15 protein-coding genes and 1 pseudogene are annotated in these 15,049 nt (G+C 61.5%); 11 read left to right on the top strand and 5 right to left on the bottom strand.

The annotated features are described in order from the left end of the window. The first annotated feature begins 179 nt into the window (after positions 1 to 179). From ACZRN6_RS19565 to ACZRN6_RS19545, 5 genes are all read left to right on the top strand, one after another. Positions 180 to 641, top strand: a complete 462-nt coding sequence (locus tag ACZRN6_RS19565; RefSeq protein ID WP_464008578.1) for a cysteine hydrolase family protein — start codon at positions 180 to 182, stop codon at positions 639 to 641. Positions 642 to 763: 122 nt separating this feature from the next. Beyond that, positions 764 to 1,153 carry a hypothetical protein gene (locus tag ACZRN6_RS19560; RefSeq protein ID WP_464008577.1) on the top strand — a complete coding sequence of 130 codons (390 nt, stop codon included), beginning with the start codon at positions 764 to 766 and terminating at the stop codon, positions 1,151 to 1,153. Positions 1,154 to 1,166: 13 nt separating this feature from the next. Further along, the gene (locus tag ACZRN6_RS19555) at positions 1,167 to 1,799 is read left to right on the top strand and encodes a BRCT domain-containing protein (RefSeq protein ID WP_322146244.1); all 633 of its coding nucleotides are present in this window, start codon (positions 1,167 to 1,169) and stop codon (positions 1,797 to 1,799) included. Then, positions 1,796 to 2,191, top strand: a complete 396-nt coding sequence (locus ACZRN6_RS19550; protein WP_322146245.1) for a VOC family protein — start codon at positions 1,796 to 1,798, stop codon at positions 2,189 to 2,191. Before ACZRN6_RS19555 ends, ACZRN6_RS19550 begins: the two co-directional genes overlap by 4 nt. Before the next feature lie 49 nt (positions 2,192 to 2,240). Further along, complete coding sequence (locus ACZRN6_RS19545) at positions 2,241 to 3,149, top strand: alpha/beta fold hydrolase (protein ID WP_464008576.1); 909 nt, start codon at positions 2,241 to 2,243, stop codon at positions 3,147 to 3,149. Here the strand turns inward: ACZRN6_RS19545 and ACZRN6_RS19540 are convergent. The 3 genes from ACZRN6_RS19540 to ACZRN6_RS19530 all read right to left on the bottom strand — a co-directional run bounded on the left by ACZRN6_RS19540 (position 3,127) and on the right by ACZRN6_RS19530 (position 6,980). Then, complete coding sequence (locus ACZRN6_RS19540) at positions 3,127 to 5,298, bottom strand: ATP-binding protein (protein ID WP_464008575.1); 2,172 nt, start codon at positions 5,296 to 5,298, stop codon at positions 3,127 to 3,129. The two genes, ACZRN6_RS19545 and ACZRN6_RS19540, sit on opposite strands and share 23 nt — an antisense overlap. Then, on the bottom strand, positions 5,295 to 5,882 hold the full coding sequence (locus tag ACZRN6_RS19535) for a biliverdin-producing heme oxygenase (RefSeq protein WP_322146248.1): 588 nt from the start codon (positions 5,880 to 5,882) through the stop codon (positions 5,295 to 5,297). Before ACZRN6_RS19535 ends, ACZRN6_RS19540 begins: the two co-directional genes overlap by 4 nt. Before the next feature lie 114 nt (positions 5,883 to 5,996). Beyond that, positions 5,997 to 6,980 (bottom strand): GlxA family transcriptional regulator, encoded by a 984-nt coding sequence (locus tag ACZRN6_RS19530; protein ID WP_464008574.1) that lies wholly within the window; start codon positions 6,978 to 6,980, stop codon positions 5,997 to 5,999. Between the two features lie 91 nt (positions 6,981 to 7,071). Here ACZRN6_RS19530 and inhA point away from each other — a divergent pair, with 91 nt between their 5' ends. Beyond that, positions 7,072 to 7,752, top strand: a complete 681-nt coding sequence (inhA, locus tag ACZRN6_RS19525; protein WP_322146250.1) for an isonitrile hydratase — start codon at positions 7,072 to 7,074, stop codon at positions 7,750 to 7,752. Here the strand turns inward: inhA and ACZRN6_RS19520 are convergent. Both ACZRN6_RS19520 and ACZRN6_RS19515 read right to left on the bottom strand, forming a co-directional pair. Further along, on the bottom strand, positions 7,749 to 8,090 hold the full coding sequence (locus ACZRN6_RS19520) for an antibiotic biosynthesis monooxygenase family protein (protein WP_177048732.1): 342 nt from the start codon (positions 8,088 to 8,090) through the stop codon (positions 7,749 to 7,751). The genes inhA and ACZRN6_RS19520 overlap by 4 nt on opposite strands. 27 nt (positions 8,091 to 8,117) lie before the next feature. Then, complete coding sequence (locus tag ACZRN6_RS19515) at positions 8,118 to 8,747, bottom strand: LysE family translocator (RefSeq protein ID WP_464008573.1); 630 nt, start codon at positions 8,745 to 8,747, stop codon at positions 8,118 to 8,120. 94 nt (positions 8,748 to 8,841) lie between these two features. Here ACZRN6_RS19515 and ACZRN6_RS19510 point away from each other — a divergent pair. The 5 genes and pseudogenes from ACZRN6_RS19510 to ACZRN6_RS19490 all read left to right on the top strand — a co-directional run bounded on the left by ACZRN6_RS19510 (position 8,842) and on the right by ACZRN6_RS19490 (position 15,040). Continuing rightward, positions 8,842 to 10,167: pseudogene (locus tag ACZRN6_RS19510) on the top strand (aminotransferase-like domain-containing protein). Positions 10,168 to 10,465: 298 nt separating this feature from the next. Then, positions 10,466 to 10,768 carry a DUF6124 family protein gene (locus tag ACZRN6_RS19505; protein WP_464008572.1) on the top strand — a complete coding sequence of 101 codons (303 nt, stop codon included), beginning with the start codon at positions 10,466 to 10,468 and terminating at the stop codon, positions 10,766 to 10,768. 459 nt (positions 10,769 to 11,227) lie between these two features. Further along, a complete protein-coding gene (locus ACZRN6_RS19500; protein WP_322146254.1) occupies positions 11,228 to 12,667 on the top strand; it encodes an undecaprenyl-phosphate glucose phosphotransferase in 1,440 nt (479 codons plus the stop codon). Next, on the top strand, positions 12,667 to 14,127 hold the full coding sequence (locus ACZRN6_RS19495; protein ID WP_322146255.1) for a mannose-1-phosphate guanylyltransferase/mannose-6-phosphate isomerase: 1,461 nt from the start codon (positions 12,667 to 12,669) through the stop codon (positions 14,125 to 14,127). Before ACZRN6_RS19500 ends, ACZRN6_RS19495 begins: the two co-directional genes overlap by 1 nt. A gap of 1 nt (position 14,128) precedes the next feature. Beyond that, positions 14,129 to 15,040, top strand: coding sequence for a glycosyltransferase family 2 protein (locus tag ACZRN6_RS19490; protein ID WP_464008571.1), 912 nt, complete (start codon positions 14,129 to 14,131; stop codon positions 15,038 to 15,040). The last annotated feature ends 9 nt before the right edge of the window (positions 15,041 to 15,049 follow it).

Below are 15,049 nucleotides of genomic sequence, written 5' to 3'. Positions count from 1 at the left end.
GCAAGTGAGTAACTCTGTGGGAGCTGGCTTGCCTGCGATGGCGGTGTTTCAGTCATTGATGCATGAGCTGATCCACCGCCATCGCAGGCAAGCCAGCTCCCACGAAGACCGCGCCAGACTTGGAGACGAAGTGTTCCCGATGCACAATGCGTGGCCCTTCGATCCCAGCCAGGATTCCAATGCGCCAGGTACTGCTGATCATTGATGTACAACCCTCCTTCTCCCCGCCCGGCTGGCTGGTGAACGGCATCAACGCCCTGCTGGGCCGCATGCCGTCAGTGGCCACCGTCGAGCGTCACGACGAAAGCATCACCCCCTTCGCCCGCCAACTCGGCTGGCAACCGGCGCCGGACGACGACAGCCTGATCGCCGCCGACCATGTCTTCATCAAACACGGCTACGCCCCGACGCCCGAGACCCTCAGCCACCTGAAAAGCCTCGCGCCAGAGCGGGTACTGGTGTGCGGCATCCAAACCGACACATGTGTATTGGCGGCCGGGTTTGCGTTGTTTGATGCGGGATTACAGCCCACGCTGATCAGCGATTTGACCGTGGGTTCGTCGCTGGACCGTTCGGGAAAACTGGGCGCGGATTTGTGGCGGCATCACTTCAAACACGTCATCACCCACGCAGAGATTTGAGCCAGCCCCCAACCGTGGCGAGGGAGCTTGCTCCCTCGCCACAGGTTATTTGGCAAACATCACAAGATATGCCTATATCGGTCCCAACGTTTACAGCCCCCCTCAATATTCAAGGAAGGAATATGACCCAGCGCATACAACAAAGCATCGACACAACCCCACGACCCCACCTGAGCTGGACCGAGATGTGGGAAAGCCACGACAAAGGCTTAATCAAATGCTGGGAAGTTGGCCGAGAACTGGCGAAAAAACGCCCCAACCTTTCCCAGGCTTGCCTGGCTGGCGAGCTACCGTCACTTGGGTGGAAAGGTGGTGTCAGCCGCAGCCTGAAAAAGCTCGAAAAATTCGGTTCATTCATCTATTTGGCACAGTGGCAAGGCCTTCGCGGGGAGAACCTTGACATCGATCCGACTGAGGAAACAGTGATGACCTGTTCACGCACCCACATGATCGTGACCTTCACTCCAGACAAGACGAAGTATTTTAATCAGGCCACCGAAACCGAAGAGTAAGGAGCAAGGACGCATGACTGATCTTCATCAGGAATTCGAACGTAGTCACTTCTTCCACAAGGCGCGAATGGATCGACGCTCTGCCGACGCATTACTTGGCGTCACCGCCGGATTGGTCGCCGACGGGAATATCAATCAGTTGGAAGCCGAGTTTCTTAAGCACTGGATAGAAACCCACCTGCTCCAACTGGAGGATCCGGTGGTAAACATTCTTTATCAGCGCCTTGCCAGCATGCTGATTGACGGCGTTCTGGACGCGGAAGAATCCGCAGAACTGTTAGAAATGCTGCATCAGTTTTCCGGCGTCTCGGTGGGATCACCTCAACGCCCCTCGGCTGTCACCAGCCTTGCGCTGAACCATCCGGCGCCGACTCTGGAGTGGCAGGACCGGACCTTTTTGTTTACCGGTGTCATGGCGTATGGGCCCCGCAAGGAATGTGAGTCGCTGGTCGTCGAACGCGGCGGCCTTATCGGCAACTCGGTCAGCAAGAAGGTTCATTTCCTCGTGGTCGGGAGTGTTGGCAACGAACAGTGGCTGCATAGCTCATATGGCACGAAGATCAAAAAAGCCGTCGAGCTGAGAAATAGCGGCATTCCGATCGCGATCATCAGTGAAACCCATTGGCAGCAGGTACTGTTCGGTTGACTCCCATCATCTCCATCCTGATTCACGTCCCTGACTGGCGCACTGCCACCGATTGGTATGCCAAGGCCTTTCCTGGAGCTATCCGCGTCTACCACGTGCCCGATGACTTCGGTCATCTGGACGTAGACGGCGTGGCTATTGAAATCGTGAATGCCGACAACAAGGTCGCGAGCGGCGCGGCTGGGTCGGTGGTGTATTGGCGGGTGGCGGACCTGTCTCAGGAGGTTCAGCGCCTGGTCGCTTTGGGCGCCACGCTGTATCGCGGCCCGATGGCAATCGAGGGCGGCGAGTGGATGTGCCAAGTGCGCGACCCATGGGGCAATTGCATCGGCTTGCGCCAGGCCGGTCTAGACAAGTCAAGCAATTGCAGCCTTTCAGACGACGTTCAGTAATCGGTCTGGTCTACAGTTCCATCACTTCCTCTGCACCACCGGAGCCTCCATGCCCACCCTTCACGTTCGCACACCGATGCTCGATATCGCCTACGAAGCCCATGGCCCGGAAGGCGGCGAAGTGGTCATCCTGCTGCACGGTTTCCCCTACGACCCTCGCGGCTATGACGAGATTGCCCCGGTGGTCGCCGAGCGCGGTTACCGGGTGCTGGTGCCGTACCTGCGCGGTTATGGCCCGACACGGTTTATCAATGCCCAGGTGATGCGCTCCGGCCAACAGGCGGCGCTGGCCAGGGATTTGCTGGATTTCATGGATGCCCTGTTCATCGAAAAGGCCACGCTGGTGGGCTATGACTGGGGCGGACGCGCCGCCTGTATCGTCGCAGCCCTGTGGCCTGAGCGGGTGCGCGGCCTGGTCACGGGCGATGGCTACAACATTCAGGATATTGCGGCGTCTACCCGGCCTCGGGCGCCGGAAACAGAGTATCGGCTGTGGTACCAGTTTTACCTTCACACCCAACGCGGCATCGACGGGCTGACCGCCAACCGGCGTGAGTTCTGCCAGTTGCTGTGGGCACTGTGGTCGCCGTCCTGGGCCGAGGGGCCGAGCCTGCATGGTAAAACCGCGCCCTCGTTTGATAACCCGGACTTTGTCGAGGTGGTGGTCCACTCCTACCGTCACCGCTTCATGTACGCACCGGGTGACCCGGCACTGGAAAGCATCGAGCAGGCACTGGTGCAGCCGCCGCCGATTTCGGTGCCGAGCATCTCGTTGTGCGGCGCCGATGACGGTGTGGGCCCAGCCCCGGTGGAAGATGATGACCTGGAAAATTTCAGCGGTTTCTATCGGCGTGAGGTGTTGGCCGGTGTGGGCCACAACATCCCCCAGGAAGCGCCCCACGCCACCCTTGAGGCGATCTTCGAACTGCTGGGCCTCAACCCCCAGCCGGGATCCTGAAGCTGAATACGCTGCCCTGCCCCGCCACGCTTTCAGCCCACAGGGTGCCGCCGTGGGCTTCGATGATGCCGTGGGAGATGTACAACCCCAGCCCACTGCCGGTGGGGTTGCCCTCGCGGGAGGTCCAGTAGCGATCGAAGATGTGCGGCAGGTGAGACGGGGCAATGCCGATGCCGTTGTCGCACACCCGGAACAGCACTTCGTCCCCCGCCGCCTCGGCAATCACTTCGATCACACCACCCTTCGGGGTAAATTTGAGGGCATTGCCCAGCAGGTTGGAAAACACCTGGAACAATCGCTCCGGGTCGGCCTGCACACACAGCCCAGGGGCGGCGCGCCAGGTCAGCCCGACACCCTTGTCTGCCGCCAGCGGCTGCCACATCGAGCAGATCTGCTCCTGAGTCGCCGCCACATCGAGCAGTTGCAGCGAGACGCTGTAGCGCCCGGCCTCGATGCGCGAGATATCGAGCAAGTCTTCCAGCAACGTGTTCATGCGTGAGGTGGCGTTTTGCATGGTTTCAATTGCGCAGGCAAGGCGCCGATTGGCCTTGTTGTCTTCAGCGGGCACCATGCTGCGCATCATGCCGCACTGCATCAGCAGGATAGTCAGCGGGCTGCGCAGGTCATGGGAGACCACGGCCACCAGTTCATCGCGCGCCCGCACAGCCTCATGTTCACGCATGACCTGGCGTGCCAGGTCATGCTCAAGCGCGTTGCGCCGCAGGCTCTCCACCGCCTGTAGCTCCGACAGCGACCAATACAGCGCCTTGCCGTCGACCTGCTGTTTCCATAGTTCAAACGACAGGCGCGGGCTCAAGGTCGCGGTGCCGGGTTCCCGATGCTTGACCGGCTGGCCGCTCCACTCCACCGTAGACTTGACCTGCGGGCGAAACCACATCACCGCGTTGTCCACCGGCTTTGGCAGGCAAAAGGCCAACAGGCCGCTGGCATGGGCCTGATAGGCCGCCGCCGGGGCGAAATCCACCGACAGTTGATGGCTGTGCACCACGCCTTTGCCCTGAGCGCGTACCCACTGGTACAGCGCGTGGATTTCAGCGCGGGTGGGGCAGATGCCAAACACATGCAGGCGCTCTTGCACCAGAATCGCCAAGCCACCGGCACTGGTCAGGGCCAGTAACGACTGCGCATGGGGCAGCAGGCTTTCCATCACATCGTGTTGGTCCGTCGCCATGGCCGTGACCAACGTCTCGATCATCGTGGCTTTGTCCTGCTGTTGGCGGCGCTCCTGTTGCTCCTGGAGCAAGGTGATCTGCATCGACAATAGCTGGCCGATGCTGGTACACGATGTGCGCAGCTCATGGGACACGCGCAACGGCTCGCGGTGGCCACAGGTGATAAGGCCCCAGAGTTGGTCGTCCTTGAGCAGTGAAATGCTCATGGAGGAACGCACTCCCATGTTCTTCAGATAATGGCAATGCACCGGGGACACGCTGCGCAACACCGCAAAGCCAAGGTCCAGCGGCGCTCCGTTGTCGGGGCGCAGGGCCGGCAGGATCGGCACCGGTTGGTACTCGGCATCGGGAATCACCCGCACCCAGTTCAGGCGGTACAACTCGCGGGCCTGGGGCGGGATGTCCGAGGCGGGGAAACACAGGCCCAGGTAGGGTTGCATGCCGTCGCTGAGGGCTTCGCCGATGACCTTGCCGTGGCCTTCCTGTTCGAAGCGGTACAGCGTGACCCGGTCGTAACCTGTGAGGGCACGAATTTCGGTGACGCACGTCTGGTACAACGCATCGAGGGTCTTGGCCGACTGCAGGCGACGCAACGTGCGGGCTGTCTGTTGCCCTGTGGCGTGCCGGGCCGCGGTGGAGGGTTCCAGCTCCAGAAACAACAGCCCTTGATGACGGTGGAGCAGGATGTCGTAGGTGCAGCCATCGAGTACCAGTTGATGGGGCTCATCTTCATCGGCGTCCAGGTCTGCCAGGGCCAGTCTCACCTGCGCCAGTGCTTTGTCGCCGAGAACGCTGGCCAGTGCGGGGCCCGACGCCACATTGAAGTTGCTGCTGGCCTGCTGGATCTGTAGCGCCGGCTCGCTCAACGTCAACAGCACGCCGTGAGGCTGGATCGAACCGGGTATGTGGATGGGTTCGCTGGCGCAATCGTCTATCAGCGTATCGACCGCGCTCATCGCAGCACCCCGCAGCGGGCCAGCCACTGCTCGAAACACAGAAAGGTCGACTGCGCGACGTCAACGGCCTCCAGGCGTTCAGCAGGGGTTTGCAGTTGGTAGAGGCTATCAAGAAAGCGCTGCCACAGTGCGCTGGTCTCGGTGCCGTAGACATTCATGAAGGCGCCACCATTCGTGGAACCTACGCCAATCTTGATCTCGATCAGGTTGCGCAACACCTGGCCGCCGAGGGTGGCGCCTTCCAGCACATAGAGTGCGCCGAATGCTTGCGGCACGCTTTCGAAAGCAGGCAATTGCTGGCACAACGGCAACCCATCGACTTGCACCGGCTCAAGGCCCATGGCAACCAGGTCCGCGTGCAAGAAAGGGGTTTTGCCGCGCCGTGCCCATTCAAGGCCTGGGATACCCTCGGCCCACGGCGCCAGGGCGCGCTCCAGCGGTTGGTAGAAACCGTAATAAGCACTCATCAGCTCGCGATAGAGCGTCAGGTCCATTCGGGAAAAAGGCAGCCGGGTATCGAGGCGTCGATGCAGCGCAGCGGTTGCCGCGCGCAATTCGACAATGACAAGAGGAAGTGCATTCATGAGCTGTGCGTACGCCGGAAGGGTCGAAACCGCGACGTAGAGGCCTGGGATCAAGTCACTGCGCAAGGGGCTGTGGGTAACATAGCACCTTGATACAAAAGCGTATCCATTCGTTCAAATAGGTTCAGATAAAAGCGGCGAGGAAAACCGTTCGCGGTACACCTGGGGCGTGATCGACACCGCCCGCAGGAAGCTGCGGCGCATGGTTTCTTCACAGCCAAAACCGCAGTGCACCGCGATGCGCTTGATCGAGACGCTGCTATCAGCCAGTTGCCGGCGGGCGGTCTCCACGCGGATCAGTTCGACCGCCCGCGCCGGCGTCTGGCCGGTTTCGGCGCGGTAGTGGCGCACGAAACTGCGCTGGCTCATGCCCGCCTGAGCCGCCAGAGTGGCGATGTTCAAATCCAGGCCCAGGTGTTCGGCGACCCAGGCGTGCAGCTCGGCAAAGCGGCTGCCGCCCTTTTGCAGGGACAACGTCACGCTGAACTGCGATTGCCCACCGGGACGCTTGAGAAATACCACCAGGTGGCGCGCCACTTCCATGGCGACCGCGCGGCCAAGATCCTCCTCCACCAACGCCAGGCACAAGTCGATGCCGGCGGTCACCCCGGCGGACGTCCACAGCTTGCCCTGCTGGATGAAAATAGGGTTGGCCTCCACCGTCAGCCGTGGGTATCTACGCGCGAGCTCTTCGCAGCGGGTCCAGTGGGTGGCCACGCGGCAGCCGTCGAGCAAGCCGCTGGCCGCCAGCAGAAAAGCGCCGGTGCACACCGAGGTGATGCGCCGCGACTGTGTGGCTTTCTGGCGAACCCAGTCCACCAGCGCCGGGTCTTCGGCGGCCCCGTACACGCCCCAGCCGCCAGCGATCACCAACGTGTCGCAGGGCGCGTCGGCGGCCGGCAGCGGCTCGGCCACCAGGGCCAGGCCTGCGGAGGTCATCACCGGTTCTGCCTGCGCGGCGATCACGCTGACCACATAGGGCAGCGGCAAGCCCTGCTGACGCGCCAGGTCATTGGCCGAGGCGAACACTTGCAGGGGCCCGGTGACGTCGAGCACCTGCACATTGGGGAACGCGAGCACGTTGATGATTTTGGGCATGATTGGCGTAATTCGTGGGCTCAATGGCGTATACGCCAAAGCCTAGGTGACTAGAGTGAAGCCGTCCATCCCTTTATCAGGTGTATTGCCCATGACCTTGCAGATTGGCTTTTTGTTGTTCCCAGGTATCCAGCAACTGGACCTCACCGGGCCTTATGACGTGTTGGGGTCGCTGCCGGATGTGCAGCTGCACCTGGTGTGGAAGGACTTGGCAGCGGTCACCTCCAGTACCGGGCTGGTGTTTACACCGAGCACCACCTTTGAGGAGTGCCCAAGGCTGGATGTGATCTGCGTGCCCGGCGGCTCAGGTGTCGGGGCGTTGATGGAGGATGAGCAAACGCTGGCGTTTCTCAAGGCCCAGGCGCAGACCGCGCGTTATATGACGTCGGTGTGCACCGGCTCCCTGGTGCTGGGCGCCGCGGGTTTGCTGCGCGGGCGTCGGGCGACCACTCACTGGGCCTACCACGACATGCTCGCCCCGCTTGGCGCGATCCCGGTGCAGGAGCGCGTGGTGCGTGACGGTAACCTGCTGACCGGTGGCGGGATTACCGCCGGGATCGATTTTGCCCTGACCCTGGCAGCCGAGCTGTACGGCGAGGCAGCGGCGCAACTGGTGCAGTTGCAGATCGAATATGCCCCGGCCCCGCCGTTCAATGCAGGCCGGCCGGAAACCGCGCCGCAGCCTGTGTTGGAGGAAGCCCGCAAACGCACTGCCGAGTCGCGTAAGACGCGGGGCGAAATCGTGGCCCGGGCGGCGGCGCGGTTGGGTTAAGCGTTCGCGTGCCCGTGGCGGTCGGCGGGCACCAGATGCCCGATCGTGCCGTCGCCATACGCCCGTTCCACCTTGGAAATCACCACGTGATAACCGCCGTACCAGCGGCGGTACAGGCGCTTGGCTTCCAGGTGGGTCGGGTGGCTGGCAAAGGCGCGGATTGACGCTTCATCGCGCCAGTAATAACTGGCGTTGATCAACCCGCCATCCGCCGAGCGCCACGACTCGGCCCCCACATATCCCGGCAGCCTTGCCGCCAGTGCGTCGATCAAATCCGTGAGGCGCTGGAACTCGTCATCCCGTTCACCGGGCTTGTAGATAAAGGCTGCGATGTACATGGGTAACGTCCTTTTATAAGTGGTTTATCACGCTGGCCGAGACATCAGCGCCAACCGCACGGCCAGCACCATCAGCACGGTGGCCAGGCCCCATTTCTGTAAACCTGCGCTACCCGGTTTGCCGGCAAAAAACCGGCTCACCGCCCCGCCAAAAATCCCCAGCACGGCATGAAATACGCCGCTGATCAGCGTCAGGATGACCCCAAGTTGCACCAGTTGCAGCGCGATCGGCCCCGCCTCGGGGCTGACGAATTGCGGCAGGAACACCATGAAAAACAGCAACGCCTTGGGGTTGAGCAAACTGTTGAGCATCGCCCGCACAAACACCCGGCCTAGGGGTACGCGGGTGACGTGGGCGGTGTCCAGGGCCGGTGTTTTTTGCACGGTCTTGAACACCAGCCACAGCAGGTACAACACCCCGGCATAGCGGATCAGGTCGAAGGCCGGCGGCCAGCTGGCAACCAGTGCGGTGACGCCGGTCGCGGTCAGGGCCGTGAGCAGCAGGTCCGCTACGCTGATGCCCAACCCCGACGCCACACCGCCACGCCAGCCATAGGTCACACCGTGGCTGATGACGAAGGCCATGTTTGGGCCCGGCGATAACAACAGCAGCAGGACTGCCCCAGAGAAAACAGCCAGGGTTGCGAGGTCGATCATGCTCAAGCCATCCACCGGGAAAGCCTGTAGATTAATCAGCTCACCTGATACAAACAAAAAATTGATCTAGATACGCTTTGCACGGGAACGCGCCATGGCTCAGGTTCGCTACAAACTGATCGTTGATGAACTGGCTACGCGGATTCGCGCCGGAAAATTGCCGCCGGGCACTCAGTTGCCGACCGTGCGCAACCTGATGAACAGCCATCGCATCGCCCTGGCCACCGCCTTGCGGGTGTACAGCGAACTGGAGGCCAGCGGCCTGGTGGTGGGTGAGCCGGGGCGCGGCACTTTTGTGCGCGACACCACGTTGCTGCGGGGCATGGGCCTGGTGCAACAGCCAATGCAACCGGGCACCGTGGACCTGAGCCTCAACTACCCTTCGCTGCCCGGCCAGGCCGAGATGCTGCGCGACGGTTTGCGCGCCATCGCCGCCTCGGGCGACCTCGATGCGCTGCTGCATTCCGCCCCCCAGGGCGGCCGCGCCCATGAACGACAGACCGCCGCACGGCACCTGCGCAATCGGCAGATTCGCGTGAGTGGCGAGCAAGTGCTGATCGTCAACGGTGCACAACAAGGCCTCGCCGTCAGCCTGATGGCGCTGCTGCAACCGGGGGATGTGTTGGCGGTGGATGCGCTGACGTATCCCGGGCTGAAAACCCTGGCCCAGTCCCAACGCATCGACCTGGAGCCGCTGCCGCAACCGGCTGGGCATACGGATCTGGATGCGCTGGAGGCCTTGTGCAAACGGCGCCCGGTGCGGGGGTTTTATTGCATGCCCACGTTGCACAATCCGCTGGGCACGGTGATGGGCGAAGCGGACCGGGAGCGCCTTGCCGCGTTGGCTGAGCGCTACGATTTTTTACTGATCGAGGACGGCGCCTATGCCTTTCTCGCCGAGCCTGCGCCCAAGCCGTTGTTCACCTATGCGCCGCTGCGCACGGTGTATGTGTCTGGCCTTTCGAAGAGCGTGGCATCGGGGTTGCGGGTGGGGTTTATCGTGGCGCCCAAGGCGTGGGTGCCGGCGCTGGAGCAGGCGATTCGCGTCGCCACCTGGAGCACGCCGACGCTCACGGTCAACCTGGCGTGCCGCTGGATAGAATCCGGCGCGGTGGATGAGTTGGAAGAACAGAAGCGCCAGGATGCACGCTAACGTCAGGCGCTGGCCCGGGAGGTCTTGCAGGGTTGCGAGGTGATTGCGCATCCGGCGTCGTATTACCTGTGGCTGGTGTTGCCGGAAGGTCTGCGGGCGGATGCGGTGGTGGCTGCGCTTGAGGGCCAGGGTGTGCGTGTCACCAGTGCCGAGCCGTTTGCCTGTACGGCGCATGTGCCGCATGCGTTACGGGTGGCACTGGGGTCGATTGATTTGGCGACGTTGAGATTAGCCTTGGGGAAAATTCGCGAGGCCATTCGGATATAAATAAAGGGCCAGCAGGGTAAATCCCTTTAATTTGCGGGACGTTTCCGAGACAATCTTTCGGCCTTGTGCCTGTTGGAACCGGTGGCTAGTCTTCGTCCCTTCACTGCTCATCAGTGAACGGGTTTAGTCGCCCGGATCTTACATGGCGCATGGTTCTCATGAAGTTTTATGGTGGCTGTGCGTAGGGCGCCTTCGGGTGCGCAGGTTTTCCATGTGGCCGGTCGACTAACCTGCGCATAGCCGCCACCCTCGTTTAGTCGCGACGGGTGTCAGCTCCTAAAACATATGGAGTTACACCATGAATAAACCCGTCCCCGACCCACCCCTCGACCTGCTAAAAAACCGCGCCGCCTTCAATCGCGCCCTTGAACACTACCTGCCCTCCCAGGGCTTCCACACCGTGAACGAAGACCTGAGCTTCGAAGACTCCCTGCTCTACACCGCAAGCCTCCTGAGCAGCGCCTCGGCCACCGCGCTCGACTGCGGCGAACTGCTGCAGAGCCCCGAGCGCGCGAAATTATTGGCGGTGTGGCACCTGCTGGAAATTGCCAAGACCACGGTAGACCGCTCGATCGAGTGCCTGCACTTGCGCAAGGCTTGAAAGGTAACCCCGAAGCCTAGTACCGCGCCGAGGTGGTGAAGGATTCATCTCCTCACCACTCGTCGCTTGTCCCCCAAAACCCCCGCATTCCGCCTCCGTCAAAAAAAGGTTTTCCTCCATTGCAGGAAAATTCCCAAATTTGTTCCTACACTCCAAAACGCCAGCATTTTGTTCTCGAAGAACCCGAGAATCCGACCAAGACAGTCAACAAACTGTCACGCGGAACAGTACCCGAAGTGTCTAGGACGCCACTCTTAAAAAAATGTCAAAACCTTGACGAACAAGAAAATCGGAACCTTCATTTAGCCAGTACCCCGCAAATTCCCTGCAAATAGATAGGTAATTGCGTATTACCCAGCGAAGTAAGCCGTTCGTCTGGCGCCACTTATAAAGCAAGCCCTGCCTTTATGGATGAGCAGCCGAACACGGACGCCCTGGTGTGCAATGAGGGATGTTTTTATGCGTGAGAAGTCGTCAGTCGACAGCCTGTTTTTGACCCGGGCCGGCTTTATTGAGTTTTTTGTTGTTTTCGTAAAATTGATGCACGGCCTCACCGCCGTTTTACCGGCACTGATCCTGCTATTTTACCCAGACCCCATGGCGCCTGAACTGCGCGCCCACTTTCTCGGTCTGCTGCTGTTCTTCGCGATCCTGACGATTATCCTGTTCCAGGCCATGGGGGTGTACTCCGAGGAGTTGTTCAGCAACCGCCTGCGGTTTCGCACCATGCTGGTGGCCTGGTCCTCGGCCTTTTGCATCTTGCTGTTCATGTACCAGATCCTGCTGATGTTCCCGCAGTTGAGCCCACGCAACCTGGCGTTCTGGTTTATCACCAGCCTCGCGTTTTTCGGGCTGGAACGGATGGTGATGCTGCGCTTGTTCCGCAACCTGATGATGAACGGCAAATACCTGCAACGCACGGTGATACTCGGCTTCACCGACACCGCCGTGCACGTGGCTGACCACTTGCAACGCAATGGCGATATCCGCTCAGGCCTGATCGGTTTTATCGACGACCGCACCGAACGCATCCCCAAGGAATTGAGCAACCTGCCGCTGCTGGGCAATACCCGCGACCTGGAAAAACTGATCCGCTCCGAGCAGGTCAACCAGGTGATGATCACCCTGCCCTGGGCCGCCGAACAGCGCATCAACGGCTTGGTGAAGCGCCTGCGCCAAATGTCCGTCAACGTGATGCTGGTACCCGACATGGCCGCCTTGCGCTATGGCCACAGCCGTATCACCGATGTGGGCGGCATCCTGATGTTCAACACCTCCCATGTGCCGCTGCGGGGCTGGTCGCCGTTTATCAAGCGCTGCGAAGACCTGATCCTGGCGGCCCTTGGCCTGGTGGCGTTGTCGCCGATCATGTTGATCACGGCGATCGTCATCAAGCTCGACTCCAAAGGCCCGGTGCTGTTTCGCCAAAACCGCTTTGGCTACAACGACAACGTGATCCGGGTGTTCAAGTTTCGCTCGATGTACACCGAGATGAGCGACTTCAACGCCGACCGCCAAACCACCCGCGGCGACCCGCGCATCACCCGCGTGGGCCGGTTTATTCGCAAGACCAGCATTGATGAGTTGCCGCAGTTGTTCAACGTGCTGCTGGGCAATATGTCGATGGTCGGCCCGCGCCCACACGCCACTGCCACCAAGGCTGCCGGGGTGCCCTACGAAGTGGCCGTGAGCGAGTACAGCTCGCGGCACCGGGTGAAACCGGGCATCACGGGCTGGGCGCAAATCAACGGCTATCGTGGTGAGACCGACACCCTGTTCAAGATTCAGAAACGCGTCGAGTACGACCTGGAGTACATCTCGAAGTGGTCGGTGTGGTTCGATTTGTACATCGTTTTCATGACGGTCCCGGCCGTCCTTTCGACCAAGGAAGTCTATTGATGAACACCCTCAACGGCTTGATTCCCTGCATCATTTCCGGTGGCTCGGGTACTCGCCTGTGGCCGGTGTCGCGCCAGAACATGCCCAAGCCCTTCATGCGCATGCGTGATGGCCAAAGCCTGCTGCAAAAGACCTTCCTGCGGGCTAGTCATTTGCCGGGGGTGGAAAGCGTGTTGACGGTGACCAACCGCGACCTGCTGTTTCGCACGCTTGACGACTACCGCGTGGTCAACAAGGCCCACCTGGCTCTGGACCTGTTGCTGGAGCCATTCGGTCGAAACACCGCCGCCGCCATCGCCGTGGCCGCCCTGCATGTGCAGGAGAGTTTCGGCAGCGAGGCACAGTTGCTGATCCTGCCCGCCGACCATTTGATCCTTGATGAAAGCGCCTTTGCCGACGCCGTCACGCAAGCCCGTGACCTGGCGGAGGCCGGCTACCTGGTGACCTTCGGCATTCAGCCCGACCACCCGGAGACCGGCTTCGGCTACATCGAACAAGGCGAGGCACTGGGCCAGGGTTTCCGGGTCAAGCGCTTCGTCGAGAAGCCTGACCTCGCCACCGCCCAGGGTTACCTGGACGGCGGCAAGCACCTGTGGAATGCCGGGATGTTCTGCTTCAAGGCCAGCACGCTGCTTGAGGAACTGGCGCTGCACGCCCCCGCCGTACTCGACGCCGCCAAGGCTGCCCTCGACCACGGCCACAGCCTGAATAACAACCACTGCCGCCAGCGTGAACTGAACGCCGAAGGGTTCGGTGCTGCGCCGGACATCTCGATCGACGTGGCGCTGATGGAAAAATCCACCCAAGTGGCCGTGGTGCCCTGCGACATCGGCTGGAGTGACATCGGTTCGTGGGACGCGCTGCGCCAGCTCACGCCCAGCGACGCCAACGGCAACCAGGTCAATGGCGAAGCGATCCTGCACGACGTGCACAACTGCTACATCGACTCGCCCAAGCGCGTGTTGGGCGCGGTGGGCGTGAGCGACCTGATCATCGTCGACACCCCGGACGCGATCCTGATCGCCGACGCCCGCCGCAGCCAGGATGTGCGTTATATCGTCGCCGAGCTCAAGCGCCAGGACCATCCGGCATTCAGCCTGCACCGCACCGTGACCCGGCCGTGGGGCACCTACACCGTGCTGGAAGAAAGCAGCCGCTTCAAGATCAAGCGCATCGTGGTCAAGCCCCAGGCTTCGCTGTCACTGCAAATGCACCATCACCGCAGCGAGCACTGGGTGGTGGTCAGCGGTGCGGCGATGATTACCAACGGCGACCGTGAGTTCCTGATCAACGCCAACGAATCCACCTACATTCCGGCCGGGCACAAGCACCGCCTGACCAACCCCGGCATCATCGACCTGGTGATGATCGAGGTGCAGAGCGGCGAGTACCTGGGGGAAGACGACATTGTGCGCTTTGACGATATCTACGGGCGTGCGCCCGCAGAAGTGAAGCCCTGATATGCGCACCGCACTGATCATCCCGACCCGCAACGCCTCCAGCCACCTCGACCGGCTGCTGCCGGCGCTGCGCATGCAAACCCTGCAACCGGACGAAACCCTGGTGGTCGACAGTGCCTCCAGCGATGACACGGTGGCGCGTTTTCGCGAGTTCGGCGTACGGGTCGAGGTGATCGATGCCAAGGATTTCAATCATGGCGGCACCCGCCGCTGGGCCAGTGAACAGGTCGACGGCGACGCACTGATCGTGATGACCCAGGACGCGATCCCCGCCGCCCCCGAGACCTTCGCCAACCTGGTGGGCGAATTGCAACTGGACCCGCTCAACGGCGTCGCCTATGGCCGCCAACTGCCGCACCCGGATGCCGGTGTGCTGGGCGCCCAGTCACGCCACTTCAACTACCCGCCGCAAAGCCGCAGCAAAAGCCTGGCTGATGCGCCGGAACTGGGGATCAAGACCTGCTTCAGCTCGGATTCGTTTTCGGTGTACCGGCGCAGTGCCCTGCAGGCCGTCGGTGGTTTCCCCGCGGATGTGATCGGCAGCGAGGACGCCTACGTCGCTGCCCGCCTGTTGCTGGAAGGCTACAAGGTGCGCTACGCCGCCAGCGCCCTGGTCTATCACTCCCACGATTACCGCCTCATGGATGAGTTTCACCGCTACTTCGACATTGGCGTGTTCTACGGCCGCGAGCCGTGGATTCGCCAGGCTTTTGGCGATGCCGGCGTTGAAGGTAAACGCTATGTACTGGCCGAGCTTCGAGCATTACGCGAAGCCGGTGCATTGCACCGCGTACCCGAAGTACTGGTGCGCAGCGCGTTCAAATTGCTCGGCTACCGGCTGGGCCATCTGGAGCGCCAGCTCCCCCTCGCCCTCAAGCGGCGCATCAGCATGTTCCCCGGTTATTGGAGGTGAGCATCATGA

Source organism: Pseudomonas sp. A125, from assembly GCF_055409485.1.
Note: the sequence above shows the minus strand (reverse complement) of the source record. Positions and strands in the feature narration are given on the sequence as shown.